13 protein-coding genes and 1 pseudogene are annotated in these 14,355 nt (G+C 72.5%); 2 read left to right on the forward strand and 12 right to left on the reverse strand.

What is annotated here, in order from left to right; translation table 11 throughout:
* Nucleotides 1-37 precede the first annotated feature (37 nt).
* The 10 genes and pseudogenes from ACZ7KX_RS14225 to ACZ7KX_RS14270 all read right to left on the reverse strand — a co-directional run bounded on the left by ACZ7KX_RS14225 (nt 38) and on the right by ACZ7KX_RS14270 (nt 11,135).
* A complete protein-coding gene (locus ACZ7KX_RS14225) occupies nt 38-196 on the reverse strand; it encodes a hypothetical protein (RefSeq protein ID WP_350520179.1) in 159 nt (52 codons plus the stop codon).
* A gap of 260 nt (nt 197-456) precedes the next feature.
* Nucleotides 457-1,965 carry an Asp-tRNA(Asn)/Glu-tRNA(Gln) amidotransferase subunit GatB gene (gene gatB, locus ACZ7KX_RS14230; RefSeq protein ID WP_470326703.1) on the reverse strand — a complete coding sequence of 503 codons (1,509 nt, stop codon included), beginning with the start codon at nt 1,963-1,965 and terminating at the stop codon, nt 457-459.
* Between the two features lie 82 nt (nt 1,966-2,047).
* Nucleotides 2,048-2,308, reverse strand: a complete 261-nt coding sequence (locus ACZ7KX_RS14235) for a hypothetical protein (protein ID WP_470326704.1) — start codon at nt 2,306-2,308, stop codon at nt 2,048-2,050.
* Complete coding sequence (gatA, locus tag ACZ7KX_RS14240; RefSeq protein ID WP_470326705.1) at nt 2,305-3,798, reverse strand: Asp-tRNA(Asn)/Glu-tRNA(Gln) amidotransferase subunit GatA; 1,494 nt, start codon at nt 3,796-3,798, stop codon at nt 2,305-2,307. The genes ACZ7KX_RS14235 and gatA overlap by 4 nt, the downstream gene beginning before the upstream one ends.
* Nucleotides 3,799-3,803: 5 nt before the next feature.
* On the reverse strand, nt 3,804-4,100 hold the full coding sequence (gene gatC / locus ACZ7KX_RS14245) for an Asp-tRNA(Asn)/Glu-tRNA(Gln) amidotransferase subunit GatC (protein ID WP_030057414.1): 297 nt from the start codon (nt 4,098-4,100) through the stop codon (nt 3,804-3,806).
* Between the two features lie 292 nt (nt 4,101-4,392).
* Nucleotides 4,393-6,138: pseudogene (locus ACZ7KX_RS14250) on the reverse strand (putative bifunctional diguanylate cyclase/phosphodiesterase); the annotation flags it as partial.
* A 384-nt stretch (nt 6,139-6,522) separates the two neighbouring features.
* Entirely contained in the window at nt 6,523-8,811 is a 2,289-nt protein-coding gene (gene ligA, locus ACZ7KX_RS14255) for an NAD-dependent DNA ligase LigA (RefSeq protein WP_470326706.1), read from the reverse strand.
* Nucleotides 8,812-8,830: 19 nt separating this feature from the next.
* Nucleotides 8,831-9,841: a methionine synthase gene (locus tag ACZ7KX_RS14260; protein WP_470326707.1), complete on the reverse strand. Its 1,011-nt coding sequence runs from the start codon at nt 9,839-9,841 to the stop codon at nt 8,831-8,833.
* 66 nt (nt 9,842-9,907) lie between these two features.
* The gene (locus ACZ7KX_RS14265; RefSeq protein ID WP_470326708.1) at nt 9,908-10,597 is read right to left on the reverse strand and encodes an SDR family oxidoreductase; all 690 of its coding nucleotides are present in this window, start codon (nt 10,595-10,597) and stop codon (nt 9,908-9,910) included.
* A 13-nt stretch (nt 10,598-10,610) separates the two neighbouring features.
* Nucleotides 10,611-11,135, reverse strand: coding sequence for an LOG family protein (locus tag ACZ7KX_RS14270; RefSeq protein WP_470326709.1), 525 nt, complete (start codon nt 11,133-11,135; stop codon nt 10,611-10,613).
* Nucleotides 11,136-11,233: 98 nt separating this feature from the next.
* Between ACZ7KX_RS14270 and ACZ7KX_RS14275 the strand changes: the two genes are divergently transcribed.
* Nucleotides 11,234-12,169 carry a class I SAM-dependent methyltransferase gene (locus tag ACZ7KX_RS14275; protein WP_470326710.1) on the forward strand — a complete coding sequence of 312 codons (936 nt, stop codon included), beginning with the start codon at nt 11,234-11,236 and terminating at the stop codon, nt 12,167-12,169.
* Nucleotides 12,166-12,678 (forward strand): hypothetical protein, encoded by a 513-nt coding sequence (locus ACZ7KX_RS14280; RefSeq protein ID WP_470326711.1) that lies wholly within the window; start codon nt 12,166-12,168, stop codon nt 12,676-12,678. The genes ACZ7KX_RS14275 and ACZ7KX_RS14280 overlap by 4 nt, the downstream gene beginning before the upstream one ends.
* Before the next feature lie 6 nt (nt 12,679-12,684).
* Here the strand turns inward: ACZ7KX_RS14280 and ACZ7KX_RS14285 are convergent, their stop codons facing one another.
* Nucleotides 12,685-13,242 carry a Uma2 family endonuclease gene (locus ACZ7KX_RS14285; protein WP_470326712.1) on the reverse strand — a complete coding sequence of 186 codons (558 nt, stop codon included), beginning with the start codon at nt 13,240-13,242 and terminating at the stop codon, nt 12,685-12,687.
* A gap of 51 nt (nt 13,243-13,293) precedes the next feature.
* Complete coding sequence (locus ACZ7KX_RS14290) at nt 13,294-14,322, reverse strand: GlxA family transcriptional regulator (protein ID WP_470326713.1); 1,029 nt, start codon at nt 14,320-14,322, stop codon at nt 13,294-13,296.
* Nucleotides 14,323-14,355: the final 33 nt, after the last annotated feature.

Genomic DNA, 14,355 nt, shown 5'->3' on the forward strand with positions numbered 1-14,355 from the left:
TCCGGAACTCCGTCGGCACCGCCGTGGTGCCGCACCGTCAGCATTCGGGCCGACGCACGGGGCGCCGCTGGAAGCGGGAGGCCACCGGGCGCTGCCGCAGGCGGCTCGCCTGCTTGGCCTCGCGGACCAGTCGCTCGTGCTCGGCGCGGGCCACGAGCTCGTGGGCCTGTTGCTGGAAGGTCTGGTACTCGATCACTTCGGTTCCCCTTGTGGGTCTCACTGCGTTTCGCTGACGAGTAAGAGCTTCCTCTCCCAGTGGGGGGTGGGGCATCGGGAGCGTGCCCGATCTTCCGGGGCCCGGATGCCTTAGATCGGGCTCCGGAAAAGGTTTAAGGCCCGGCCTCACCCCATTACGGAGGTGAGACCGGGCCTTAGGCCTTACTTAGAGGGCCTTAGATGCCTTAGATACCTTAGGAAGGCAGGGTTGACAGCCTAGGTGCCCTGGGAAGGACCCGCTCAGGCGGACACGCCCAGCTTCTCCAGGATCAGGTCCTTCACGCGGGCGGCGTCCGCCTGGCCGCGGGTGGCCTTCATGACCGCGCCGACCAGCGCGCCCACGGCCTGGACCTTGCCGTCGCGGATCTTGGCGGCGATGCCCTCGTTCTCGGCGATGGCCTGGTCCACGGCGGCGCCCAGCGCGGAGTCGTCCGAGACCACGGCCAGGCCGCGCTTCTCGACGATCCCGTCCGGCTCGCCCTCGCCGGCCAGCACGCCCTCGATGACCTGGCGGGCCAGCTTGTCGTTCAGCTTGCCCTCGGCGACCAGCGCGGCGACCCGGGCGACCTGCGCCGGGGTGATCGGCTGCTCGCTCAGCTCGGTGCCGGTCTCGTTGGCGCGGCGGGCCAGCTCGCCCATCCACCACTTGCGGGCCTGGTCGGCCGGGGCCCCTGCCGCGATGGTCTCCTGGATCGGCCCCACCGCACCGGCGTTGAGGACGGACTGCATGTCCTTGTCGGACAGGCCCCACTCGGCCTGCAGCCGGGCGCGGCGCACCCGCGGCAGCTCGGGCAGGGCGGCGCGCAGCTCCTCGACCCACTCGCGGGCGGGGGCCACCGGCACCAGGTCCGGCTCGGGGAAGTAGCGGTAGTCCTCGGCGTTGTCCTTGATCCGGCCCGAGGTGGTGGTGCCGTTGTCCTCGTGGAAGTGGCGGGTCTCCTGGACGATGGTGCCGCCGTCGGTCAGCACCGTGGCGTGCCGCTGGATCTCGTACCGGGCGGCCCGCTCGACGCTGCGCAGCGAGTTGACGTTCTTGGTCTCCGAGCGGGTGCCGAAGGTCTCGGTGCCGTTCGGGCGCAGCGACAGGTTGACGTCGCAGCGCATCTGGCCCTTGTCCATCCGGGCCTCGGAGACGCCGAGGGAGCGGATGACCTCGCGCAGCTCGGCGACGTACGCCTTGGCGACCTCGGGGGCGCGCTCGCCGGCGCCCTCGATCGGCTTGGTGACGATCTCGATCAGCGGGATGCCGGCCCGGTTGTAGTCGAGCAGCGAGTGCGTGGCGCCGTGGATGCGGCCGGTCGCGCCACCGACGTGGCTGGACTTGCCGGTGTCCTCCTCCATGTGGGCGCGCTCGATCTCCACGCGGAAGGTCGAGCCGTCCTCCAGCTGCACGTCGAGGTAGCCGTTGAAGGCGATCGGCTCGTCGTACTGCGAGGTCTGGAAGTTCTTGGGCATGTCCGGGTAGAAGTAGTTCTTCCGCGCGAACCGGCACCACTCGGCGATCTCGCAGTTCAGCGCCAGGCCGATCTTGACGGCCGACTCCACTCCGATCGCGTTGACCACCGGCAGCGAACCCGGCAGGCCCAGGCAGGTCGGGCAGGTCTGGCTGTTCGGCTCGGCACCCAGCTCGGTCGAGCACCCGCAGAACATCTTGGTCTTGGTACCGAGCTCGACGTGGACCTCAAGGCCCATCACCGGGTCGTACGACGCCAGAGCGTCCTCGTAGGAGACCAGGGTCATGACGCTCACAGCGTCCCTTCTCACTTGAAGCTTGGGAGGTACGGGCCCGGCCGCCGCTCGCGCGGGGCCGGGCCTGGGAGCTCGGCTCGGCTCAGCCCAGCAGCACGTCGTCGGAGCCCAGCCGGCGCAGCTCGCGCACCAGCAGGGCGGTGCCGGTGACCAGCGCCGCGGCGCCGACCAGGGCGTTGACCAGCTTGAGGGTGTCGCTCTCCTCGCGGGCCTTGCGGACGTCCTTGGCGATGGAGATCGCGCCGAAGGCGCTGGTGCCGATGGACAGCCACAGTCCGGGCTTGCTGTGCTTGAAGCCCTTCAGGGAAGTGGACTGCGTCCTGGCCTTCTCGATCTTGCTCACAGTGCCGGTGCCTCCTCCAGCAGGGTGTGCCCCCACTTGTCGTTGAGCGCGGCCTCGACGGCGCCGCCCACGCGGTACAGGCGGTCGTCCGCCATCGCGGGTGCGATGATCTGCAGGCCGACCGGGAGATTGTCCTCCGGGGCCAGCCCGACCGGCAGCGACATGGCCGCGTTGCCCGCCAGGTTCGACGGAATCGTGCACAGGTCGGCCAGGTACATCGCCATCGGGTCGTCGGCGCGCTCGCCGATCGGGAAGGCGGTGGTCGGCGTGGTCGGCGAGACCAGCACGTCCACGCCGGCGAAGGCCGCGTCGAAGTCGCGCGAGATGAGCGTGCGGACCTTCTGGGCCGAGCCGTAGTAGGCGTCGTAGTAGCCCGAGGACAGGGCGTAGGTGCCCAGGATGATGCGCCGCTTGACCTCGTCGCCGAAGCCGGCCTCGCGGGTCAGCGCGGTGACCTCCTCGGCCGAACGCGTGCCGTCGTCGCCGACCCGCAGGCCGTAGCGCATCGCGTCGAAGCGGGCCAGGTTGGAGGAGCACTCCGACGGCGCGATCAGGTAGTACGCCGGCAGCGCCAGGGTGAACGACGGGCAGGAGACCTCGACGACCTCGGCGCCCAGCTCGCGCAGCAGCTCCACCGACTCGTTGAAGCGCTGCATCACGCCGGACTGGTAGCCCTCGCCGGCGAACTCCTTGACCACGCCGATCCGCATGCCGCGGACGTCGCGCATCTTCGCGGCCTCGACCACGGCCGGGACCGGCGCGTCGATCGAGGTGGAGTCCAGCGGGTCGTGCCCGGCGATGGCCTCGTGCAGCAGCGCCGCGTCCAGCACGGTGCGGGCGCACGGGCCGCCCTGGTCCAGGCTGCTGGAGAACGCGACCAGGCCGTAGCGGGACACCGAGCCGTAGGTCGGCTTGACGCCGACGGTGCCGGTGACGGCGCCGGGCTGGCGGATCGAGCCGCCGGTGTCGGTGCCGATCGCCAGCGGGGCCTCGAAGGCGGCCAGCGCGGCGGCCGAACCGCCGCCGGAGCCGCCGGGGATGCGGGTGAGGTCCCACGGGTTGCCGGTCGGGCCGTAGGCCGAGTTCTCGGTGGAGGAGCCCATCGCGAACTCGTCCATGTTGGTCTTGCCGAGGATGACGACGCCGGCGTCCTTGAGACGGCCGGTCAGCGTGGCGTCGTACGGCGGGATCCAGCCTTCGAGCATCTTGGAGCCGCAGGTGGTCGGGACGCCCTTGGTGGTGAAGACGTCCTTCAGGGCGAGCGGGACGCCGGCGAGCGGGCCCAGCTCCTCGCCCTTGGCGCGCTTCTCGTCGACGGCCTTGGCGGCGGCCAGCGCGCCCTCGGTGTCGACGTGCAGGAAGGCGTTGACCTTCTTGTCGACGGCGTCGATGCGGTCCAGGTGCGCCTGCGCGACCTCGACGGCGGACACCTCGCCCTTGGCGATGGCGCTCGCGGTCTGGGCGGCGGTGTAACGGATCAGCTCGGTCATCTCGGTCAGTCCTCCCCGAGGATCTGCGGCACACGGAAACGCTGCTCCTCGGCGGCGGGGGCGCCGGACAGCGCCTGCTCCGGGGTGAGCGAGGGCCGCACCTCGTCCGCGCGCATGACGTTGGTCAGCGGCAGCGGGTGGGAGGTCGGCGGGACGTCCTGTCCGGCGACCTCGGAAACGCGGGCTACCGCGCCGATGATCACGTCGAGCTGCTCGGCGAAGTGGTCCAGCTCTTCGGGCTTCAGCTCAAGACGCGACAGCCGGGCGAGGTGGGCGACCTCCTCGCGCGTGATGCCAGGCATGCAGCGATCCTCAGGGTGAGTTCTGGTGAGGCCCGGCGTGCCTTGCGGGCGGTGCCGGGCCCGGGCAGGAGCAGCCGGGTTCGGCGCTCCGTCCTCGTGGTCTTTGGACCCCATCCTATGGGGCCCGGCCCGGCCACCGGCCAACGAGTGAGCCGAGCCGCCCGTCGCCGCCGGGTCGCGTCCCCGCCACCACCCCCGCGGCGGCGTCCGGCACGGCGTCGATCACCGCTTCGATCACCGTGCGATCACCGCTTCGATCACCGTGCGATCACCGCTTCGATCACCGCGTCCGTCACTGCGGCCGGAAGCGGGCCCAACTCTGCGTGCCCGGCGCGTTGATCTCCATCTGCGCGGCCTGGACGGCCTGGACCACCGGCGGCAGCACCGGGGGCAGGACGGGCGGGAGCGTCGGCGGCAGCACCGGCGGGATGGCCGGCTGGACGATCGGCTTGCCCTGGACCGGCTTGCCGCCCTGGAGCGGCTGCAGGCCGGCCCGCAGCTGCGGCGGCGCGCCGAGCCGTTCCACCGGCGGCGCGCCGGTGCGGTGCACCCGCAGCCAGGCGGTGGCCTGCTCGGCCGGCAGCGCGGCCGACACCAGCCAGCCCTGGACGGCGTCCACGCCCATGCAGTGCAGCCGCTCCCAGGTCTCGTCGTCCTCGACGCCCTCGGCCACCACGGTCAGGCCCAGCGAGTGAGCGAGCTCCACCGAGCAGCGGACCACCGCCGCGTCGTGGTCGTCGGCGACCATCCGGGAGACGAACGAGCGGTCGATCTTCAGCTCGCCGACCGGCAGGCTGCGCAGCCGCACCAGCGAGGAGTGTCCGGTGCCGAAGTCGTCGAGGGACATCCCGACGCCGTAGCCGCGCAGCTCGGCGAGGGTGTCGGCGGCCCGCCGGGAGTCGTCCAGCAGCAGCCGCTCGGTGATCTCCAGCTGGAGCGCGTGGGCCGGCACCTGGTGGCGCACGAGGTGGCCGGCGACGCGCTGGGCGAAGCCGGGGTTGAGCACGTCCCGCGGCGAGACGTTCACCGCGACCTGCACCTGCAGCCCCTGGTCGCGCCAGTAGGCGAGCTGGCCGACCGCCGCCTCCAGCACGTAGTCGGTGAGCCGCGGCATCAGGCCGCTGGACTCCGCGAGCCCGACGAACTCGTCCGGCGAGACCCGGCCCTGGCCGGGGCGCTCCCAGCGCAGCAGCGCCTCCAGGCCGACCACCCGGCCGTCGAAGGCCACCTTGGGCTGGTAGTGCAGCTGCACCTCGCCGGTCTCCAGGGCCCGCCGCAGGTCCCCCAGCAGCCCGATCCGGTACGGGGTGTCGGCGTCCTGGGTCTCGTCGTACTGGGCGACGCCGCTGCAGCCGCGCTGGGCGTGGCCCATCGCGACGTCGGCGCGGCGCAGCAGGGACTCGGCGTCCTGGGCGTGCTGCGGGTAGACGCAGACGCCGGCGCTGGCCTCCAGGACGAGCAGCAGCCCGTCCAGCCGGATCGGGGCGGCCAGTTCGGCGATCAGCGCCTTGGCGACCCGCTCCAGGCTGTCCGGGCAGTTGATGCCGGGCAGCAGGACGGCGAACTCGTCGCCGCCCATCCGCGCCACCATCGGGCGGCCGCGCCGGTAGTGCCGGGGCAGCCCGGCGAAGACGTCGTCGATGGACTCCCGGGTGGCGCTGCCGGCCGGGCCGCCGGAGCGCAGTGCGCGGTGCAGTCGGCGGGAGATGTGAACCAGCAACCGGTCACCGGCCGTATGACCGAGTGTGTCGTTGAGTGATCGGAAGCGGTCGAGGTCAAGCAGGATGAGACCGACGCTGTACCCCTGGTCGCACTCCGCGATCGCCTCCTGGGCGGCCAGCAGTAAGGCCTGACGGTTGGGCAGGTCCGTCAGGGGGTCGGTCAGTTGGTCACGGGCGCGGTCCCGGGCGATCCGCCAGGCCGCCACCAGCACGGCCAGGGGCACCGCGAACAGCGGCAGCAGTTCGGGCTCGTACCGGTAGACCAGGACGGCCAGCGGGATGAGCGGCGCAGCACCGGCCAGCAGCACGCCGAGCAGCAGGACCGCACCCGCCACCCCCTGCGGCGGGCGTGTGGGCGCACCGCCGGTCGTACGATCCATAAGCCCTGTCCTCCGTCGGGCCCGCCCCGTCAGGCCGCCTTACGGTGAGGCACCGTGCCGGTACCGACAGCTGCCGGGCATGGAGCGACCCCGCGGAGCACCGGCTCAGCCGGTGCCCCCACCCCTGCTGACACTCTGTTGCGCACCAGGGTATGCCTGGGCCCACCCGGTGGGCAGACTTTCGGACAACCGGAAACGCGCCACCGCGCACGAGTGTCACACAGTGACACAATGCCCGCTTTCACTGCACGTACCCGGTGACGTTGCATCAGGACGATAACAACACGGATCCGGCCGCGCGCCGCTCGGGTCGGCTCCGGGTCAGCCCTCGGCGGGCACCTGCTCCGGCTCGGCGGCCTCCTCCGGCTCCGGAAGTCCCAGGTGGGCACGGGCGGCGGCCGGTCCGTCGGCCAGCAGGACGGCGAAGCCCGCGTCGTCCAGGACGGGCAGTCCGAGCTGAACGGCCTTGTCGTACTTGGATCCCGGGTTGTCACCGGCGACCACAAAATCGGTCTTCTTCGAAACCGAACCGGTCACCTTCGCTCCGCGCGAGGTCAGCGCCTCCTTGGCACCGTCCCGGGTGTGGCCGGCCAGCGTGCCGGTCACCACGACGGTCAGACCCTCCAGCGGGCGCTCCGCCTCCTCCTCGTCCGCGAACTCCTCGGTGAAGCGCACCCCGGCGGCGCGCCACTTCTCCAGGATCTCCCGGTGCCACTCCTCCTGGAACCACTCCACCACGGACCGGGCGATGATCGGCCCGACGCCCTCGACCGCGGCCAGCTCCTCCTCGGTGGCCGAGAAGATCCGGTCCAGGTCGCGGAACTCCCGCGCCAGCTCCTGCGCCGCGACCGGCCCCACGTGCCGGATCGAAAGACCGTTGAGGAACCGCCAGAGCGGGCGGTCCTTCACCTTCTCCAGGTTCTCCAGCAGGACTCCGGCGGTCTTCTTGGGCTCGCCCTTCTGGTTGGCGAAGAAGGTGGCCTTCTTCTCCTTGCCGGTGCGGTCGTCCAGCTTGGGCATGCCGGTCTTCTGGTCGCGCACCAGCACCTGCAGTGGCAGCAGCTGCTCCATCGTCAGCCCGAAGACGTCCCCCTCGTCCTTCACCGGCGCCTCGGCCGGCTCCAGCGGCTGGGTCAGCGCGGTGGCCGCGACGTAGCCGAGGCCCTCGACGTCCAGGCTCGACCTCCCGCCGAGGAAGGCGATCCGCTCGCGGATCTGGGCCGGGCAGAACTGGGCGTTGGGGCACCGCAGATCGATGTCGCCCTCGGTCATCGGGCGCAGCTCGGCCCCGCACTCGTGGCAGTGCGAGGGCATCACGAACTCCCGCTCGGTGCCGTCCCGCAGGCTCTCCACCGGGCCGAGGATCTCCGGGATGACGTCGCCGGCCTTGCGCAGCACGATGGTGTCGCCCAGCAGCACGCCCTTGGCCTTGACGACCTCCTGGTTGTGCAGCGTCGCGTACTGCACCATCGAGCCGGCCACCTTCACCGGCTCGGCCAGCACCGCGTACGGGGTGGCCCGGCCGGTGCGGCCGATGCCGACCCTGATCTCGGCGAGCTTGCCGGTGACCTCCTCCGGCGGGTACTTCCAGGCGATCGCCCAGCGCGGGGACTTGGAGGTGGCGCCGAGCCGGCCCTGCAGGGCGATCTCGTCCACCTTGACGACCACGCCGTCGATCTCGTGCTCGACCGAGTGCCGCTGCTCGCCGAAGTGCTTGATGAACGCCCGCACCTCGTCGAGCGTCCCCACCACCTCGTTGTGCCGGGCGGTGGGCAGGCCCCAGTCGTGCAGCAGCCGGTAGGCGTGCGACTGGTTGTCGATGTCGAAGCCGACCCGGGCGCCGATGCCGTGCACCACCATGTGCAGCGGGCGAGAGGCGGTGACCAGCGGGTCCTTCTGGCGCAGCGAACCGGCCGCGGCGTTGCGCGGGTTCATGAACAGCCGGATCATCGCCCGGGGCCGCTTGCCCTCCTTGGCGCGCTCCTCGTTCTCCGCGCGGCGGCGCTCGTTCTCCGCCACGAAGGAGGCGTTGAGCGCCTCGAAGGCCTCGGTGGGGAAGTAGACCTCGCCGCGGATCTCCACCAGCTCGGGGACGTTCTCGCCCTTGAGTCGGTGCGGGATCTCCTTGATGGTGCGGACGTTGGCGGTGATGTCCTCGCCCACCCGGCCGTCGCCGCGCGTCGCCGCCTGCACCAACTGGCCGTTCTCGTAGGTGAGGTTGACGGCCAGGCCGTCCACCTTGAGCTCGCACAGGTAGTGGTAGTCGATGCCGGCCAGCTCGCCGGCGACGCGCTCGGCCCAGGCGGCGAGCTCGTCGTCGTCCATCGCGTTGTCGAGGCTGAGGAGGCGCTCGCGGTGCTCGACCTCGGCGAACAGCTCCGTCGGGGCGCCGCCGACCTTCTGCGTCGGGGAGTCGGGGGTGACCAGGGCCGGGTGCTCGGCCTCCAGCGCCTCCAACTCGCGCATCAGGGCGTCGAACTCGGAGTCGCTGACGACCGGGGCGTCCTGCTCGTAGTAGCGGGCGCGGTGGTCGGTGATCTCCTGCGCCAGCTCGGCGTGCCGCCGGCGCACCTCCGCCGGGACGTCCTCCCAGCCCTCGACAGCCGTCACCGCAAGCCCTCCTACGTTCTCATTCCGGGTTGTCCACCAGGCTCTGCGCCGCCCGTACGCTCTGGGACAGCGCCCTGCGCGCGTACGCCGGGGAGGCCCCGGCCAGCCCGCAGGTCGGCGTCACCAGCACGCGGCGGCCCAGCAGCTCCGGGGCGAACCCGAGCCTGCGCCACAAGGTCCTGACACCCTGGACACTACCGGCCGGGTCCGACACCGCCTGGTCAGTGGAGGGGACGACACCAGCGAGGATCGTCGTGCCCGCCTCCACCGCCTCGCCCAGGTCGTCGTCCGAGCGCTCGGTGAGGAGGGAGAAGTCGAGGGAGATCCCGGCGGCTCCGGCGCGGCGCAGCAACGGGACCGGGACGTCCGGCGCGCAGCTGTGCACGACGACCGGCGCGTCCAGACCGCGGATCGTCTCGCGCAGCACCTCCTCGGCGACCTGCCGGTCGACGGCGCGCAGCCGCTGGAAACCGCTGGCGGTCCGCACCGCCCCGGCCAGCACGGCGGGCAGCGAGGGCTCGTCGAGCTGGAGCACGACCTCCGCGCCCGGGATCCGCCTGCGGACGTCGGCGAGGTGGCGGCGCAGGCCCTCGGTGAGCGAACCGGCGATGTCCCGGCAGGCGCCGTGGTCGGCGAGCGCCTTCTCGCCGTGCTTCAGCTCGATGCTCGCCGCCAGCGTCCACGGGCCGACGGCCTGCACCTTGAGCGCGCCCTCGTACCCCTGGGTGAACTCCTCCAGGGCGTCCAGGTCCTCGCCGAGCCAGGAGTGGGCGCGCCGGGTGTCCCGGCCCGGACGGTCGGTGAACCGCCAGCCGCTGGGCTCGGTCTGCGCGAACAGCTCGACCAGGAAGCCGGCGCCGCGGCCGATCATGTCGGCGCCCGGGCCGCGCGCGGGCAGCTCGGGCAGGAACGGCAGGTGCTCCAGCGCCCCGGTGGAGGTCTTGGCGGCCTCCCGGGCGTCGGTGCCGGGCAGCGAGCCGACGCCGGTGGCGGCGCCGCGCAGGTCGGGGAAGGGGTGATCGGTGCTCACCCCACCGAGCCTAGTGCGCGGCGCCGGGACCTCGTTCCGGTGGGCCCCGGCGCCCCCGGGCGTTCCTCAGTGCCCCGGGCGGACGCTGATGTCGGTGATCTCCGCGTCCCGGGAGGCGTCCAGCGCGGCCAGCACCGCCTTGGCGACGGACTCGGGCTCGATCCAGCGGGCGGCGTCGTACTCCTTGCCCTCCTGCTGGTGCACCTTGACCTGCATCGCGGTCGCCGTACGGCCGGGGTAGACCGAGGTGACCCGGACGCCGCCCGCGTGCTCCTCCTGGCGCAGCGAGTCGGCGAGCGCCTTCAGGCCGTGCTTGCTCGCCGCGTACGCCGACCACTCGGCGTGGGCGTTGAGGCCGGCGCCGGAGTTGACGAAGACCACGTGGCCCTTGGCGAGCCGGAGCGAGGGCAGCAGGAGGCGGGTCAGCTCGGCGGGGGCGACCAGGTTGACGTTCAGCGTCTCCTGCCACGCCTTGACCGGCAGTTCACCGACCGTGCCCAGCTCGACCACGCCCGCCACGTGCAGCAGGGAGTCGAGGGTGACGGGCAGCTGCTGGTGCCCGAAGGCCCAGGACAGCTTGGCCGGATCGCCGAGGTCCCCGACGAGGGTGCGGGCGCCGGGGAAGCGCTCCCGCAGCTCCGCGGCCCGGCGGGCGTCGCGGGCCAGCAGCCAGAGGTCGTCGCCGCGCTCGGCGAGCTTCCCGGCGAGGACGGCGCCGATGCCGGAGCCGGCGCCGGTGATCAGATGTGCAGCCATGGGTCCGATCCTCTCAGGCCTTGAGCTGCGCAAACACCTCGGCGGGCGTGTCGGCGAAGGTGATCAGCTCGGTGAGCGGCCGGGGCAGGAAGCCCTCGGTGTCCATCCGCTCCAGCTGGGTCCGCAGGCCCGTGTAGAAGCCCTCGGTGTCCAGGACGACGACCGGCTTGTCGAACATCCCGTGCTTCTTGAGCTCCAGCACCTCGGTGACCTCGTCCAACGTGCCGAGGCCGCCGACGAGCACCACGATCGCGTCCGCGCGGGCCGCCAGCTCCGCCTTCCGCTCGGCCAGGTCCGCGGTCATGACCAGCTCGTCGGCGCCGACGTAGCCCTTGTGCTGCAGCATCTCGACCATGATGCCGACCAGCGTGCCGCCGGCCGCCTTCACCCCGTCGGCGAGCAGGCCCATCAGCCCGGCGTTCGAGCCGCCCCACACCAGGGTGTGCCCGCCCTCCCCCAGGAGCCGCGCGAACTCGGCGGCGGGGGCGGCGTAGCGGTCGTCGAGCGAGTACGCGGAGCAGAAGACGCAGATATTCATAGTGCGCACTGGTCTATCACGCCCCGCCGCCGGAGCTCACCGGCATTACGCCCGGCCGCCGGCGCCGGCACGAGCCGGCAACCCCTAGGGTGCTGCGCGTGCGCCAGCTTGAGATATCCGACCTGATCACGTCCGTGGACCTGCGCGACGGCCGTCGGCTCCCGGTCTCCCGCGACGAGGTCGTCCGGCAGCTGCGGGAGGGCGGGGACGAACGCGCCGCCCGGATCGTCGCCGGGCTGCCCGCCGACCGCGACGGCGTGCTCGACCCCGACGCCGTGGACCGGCTGCTCGTCGGCGTGCACACCGAACTCCAGCGGCTCAGCGAGGAACTGCGCATCGGCGACCGCCTCGTCCACCTGCTCGGCCCGCTGTTCACCGCGATCCGGGCCGGTGGCGGCGGCCCCGGGCCGTACCGCCTGGTCGACATCGGCTGCGGCCTCGGCTACCTGGTCCGCTGGCTCGCCGCGACCGGCGCCCTCGGCCCCGACGTCGAGCTCGTCGGCGTCGACCTCAACGCCGCGCTCGTCGGCGAGGCCGACCGGCTCGCCCGCGCGGAGGGGCTCGACTGCCGCTTCGTCCACGGCAACGCCTTCGAACTGCCGGAAGCCGCAACGGTCTACGTCTCCACCGGGGTGCTCCACCACTTCGGCGCGGACGCCCTCGGGGAGTTCTTCCGGGCCCAGGCGGCGTCGCCCGCGCTCGCCTTCTGCCACTTCGACATCGCCGCGACCGGCCTGGCGCCCATCGGCGCCTGGGTCTTCCACCGCGCCCGGATGCGCCACCCCCTCGGCCGCCACGACGGCGTCGTCTCCGCGATGCGGGCGCACCCCGACGAGGTGCTGCTGCGGGCGGCGGCGGCACCCGGCATGCGGGCGCTGGTGTACGAGCCGCGCGGGCTGTCCAACCCGTTCTGCACCACGCTGCGGCCGGTGATCGGGGTGCGCCCGCAGCTGGAGGAGCCGCTGCGGCAGGCCCTCGGACGGCGCGCCCGACGGCTGGTCGGGACCGAGCACCTGGTCGGGGCCGCCCGATGACGCTCGCCGCCGCCCTCCTGCTGCTGGGCCTGGTCGACTCGGCCTTCAGCGGCTTCCGCGCCTACGCCGGACGCGACGCCCGCATCCGCAAGCACTGGGGCAACCTCCGGGCCGCCCGGCGGGGGTTCGCGGTCGGGACCGTCCTGCTGACCGCCCCGGCGGTGGTGGCCGGCCTCCTGCTGGTGACGGCCGCCGACCGGGAGCGGACGTACGCCGACCTGACCGCCGGCGCTCTCGGCTACCTACTCCCGCTGGCCGTCTACGCGGTGGCGGTCCTGCTGTCGCTGGCGGCCTACTTCACCCTGCCGTTCCGCGCCGGCACCCTGGCGATGGTCATCGGCCTCGGCCCGCTGACGCTGCTGCGGCCGGTCGCCGTGGCAGCGGCCTGCCTCGCCGCCGTGGTCAACGGTGGTGGGGCGCCCGCGCTGCTGGTCGGCGCGGTCGCGGGTGCGGCGGTCCTGTGCGTCGAGCCGCTGGTGCACCGGCGCTGGTACCGCGAGGTGCAGTAGCGCCCGTCAGTCCTTGTACGGAACGAGCTTCGACAGGCTCAGCGTGAAGCCGAACGGCTCCGGAATGGCGATCGCGTCGCCGAACTCCCGGTCGCTGCGGGTGTGGTACCGGTCGTGGTTCGGCTCGGAGAACAGTGTCACCGTCTGCCGGCGCGGGTCGACGATCAGGTAGAGCGGGATGCGCATGGCGGCGTAGTCGTGCAGCTTGTCCATCCAGTCGTTGCCCGGGTTGGACGGCGAGACGATCTCGACGGCGATCAGGGCTTCTGCGGCAGGGGCCTTGTTGCCCGGCTCGGAGAGGACGTCCAGGGGCAGGTACGTCAGGTCCGGCTCCCGCCCCTTGGAGACGTCCGGGCTGACGATCTCACTCCGTTCGCTGGGGAGGTAGCCGTCGGGGGCGTGCTGCTCGAACTGCCGACGCACCTGAGCCACATTGAGCTGATGGATGTTGGACGGCGACGCCTGCATGATCAGCGTGTCTCCGGACCATTCGATCCGGACGCCTTCCGGGGCAATGCGCTCCAGCTCCTCGATGAAGTCGCGGTGCTGCTCGTAGAAGGTCATGCCGTCCTCTCCGGAGGGTGTGCCTCGGGCCGCGCCGGCCGCTGCGCCTCCTCAGCGTAGGCGGCCAGGGACTGAACGCACCTCATCCCTCCCCGACTCCATCGTGCCCGCCGGATTCGGCACGCGCGTGAACGCCCGGCGGTAGGAGCGGGGCGGGACTCCCCGGCGGCGGACGAACTGTTCGCGCAGGACGGCCGCACTGCCGTAGCCGACCCGGCGCGCGATCTCCTCGACCGGCAGGTCGGTCGTCTCCAGGAGTTCCTCGGCGCCGCTCAGCCGCAGGTCCCGCAGCCAGGCGTGCGGTGTGGTGCCGGTGGCCGCGGCGAAGCGGCGGAGGAAGGAGCGCTTGCTCATCATCGCCCGCTGCGCCAACTCCGCGACCGGCAGCGGCTCGTGGAGGTGCTCGCGGGCCCAGGCCAGCACCTCGGCGAGGCGCTCGTCCTGGCCGTCCTCGGGGACGGGCACGGCCAGGTACTGGGCCTGCCCGCCGTCGCGGTGGGAAGGCAGCACCATGTCCCGGGCGATGTGGTTGGCCAGGGCGGTTCCGTGCTCCCGCCTGATCAGGTGCAGGCACAGGTCGAAGCCGGCGGCGGCTCCCGCTCCCGTGGTGATCCGCCCCTCGTCGAGGTAGAGCGCGTCGGGTTCGACGGTGACGTCCGGGTAGGTGCGGGCCAGCAACCCGGCGAACCGCCAGTGCGTGGTGGCCCGGCGGCCGGCGAGCAGGCCGGCGGCGGCGAGCGCGAACGTGCCGACGCAGTGGGCGGCGACCAGCGCACCGCGCTCGTGCGCGGCCGACAGCGCGTCGAGCACGGCGGGCGGGGGCGGCGTACGGAATCCGGCGCCGGGCAGGGCGAGCACGAGATCGGCGGCGGCCAGCCGGTCCAGGCCGTGCTCGACGGCGATCGGCACGCCCAGGTCGGTCGGGACGCTTCCTGTCCGGTCCGCGCAGAGGGCGAAGTCGAAGCCCGGCGCCGCTTCCCCGTGCGGGCCGAACACCTCGGCGACGATGCCGACGGCCAGCATGCCGACGCCGGGCGGGACGTACGCAGCGACGGTCGTGAAGGGAGCCGTGGAAGCCATCCGCGGATGATGGCACATTTCCTGCGATCAGTG

It is taken from the genome of Kitasatospora sp. NPDC038210 (assembly GCF_055600605.1).

Excerpts from the sequence above, each read along its gene's own strand:
- gatA (WP_470326705.1), bottom strand. The coding sequence starts at position 3,798 with ATGACCGAGCTGATCCGTTACACCGCCGCCCAGACCGCGAGCGCCATC.
- ACZ7KX_RS14290 (WP_470326713.1), bottom strand. The coding sequence starts at position 14,322 with ATGGCTTCCACGGCTCCCTTCACGACCGTCGCTGCGTACGTCCCGCCC.
- gatC (WP_030057414.1), bottom strand. The coding sequence starts at position 4,100 with ATGCCTGGCATCACGCGCGAGGAGGTCGCCCACCTCGCCCGGCTGTCG.
- ACZ7KX_RS14270 (WP_470326709.1), bottom strand. The coding sequence starts at position 11,135 with ATGAATATCTGCGTCTTCTGCTCCGCGTACTCGCTCGACGACCGCTAC.
- ACZ7KX_RS14285 (WP_470326712.1), bottom strand. The coding sequence starts at position 13,242 with ATGACCTTCTACGAGCAGCACCGCGACTTCATCGAGGAGCTGGAGCGC.
- ACZ7KX_RS14265 (WP_470326708.1), bottom strand. The coding sequence starts at position 10,597 with ATGGCTGCACATCTGATCACCGGCGCCGGCTCCGGCATCGGCGCCGTC.
- ACZ7KX_RS14280 (WP_470326711.1), top strand. The coding sequence starts at position 12,166 with ATGACGCTCGCCGCCGCCCTCCTGCTGCTGGGCCTGGTCGACTCGGCC.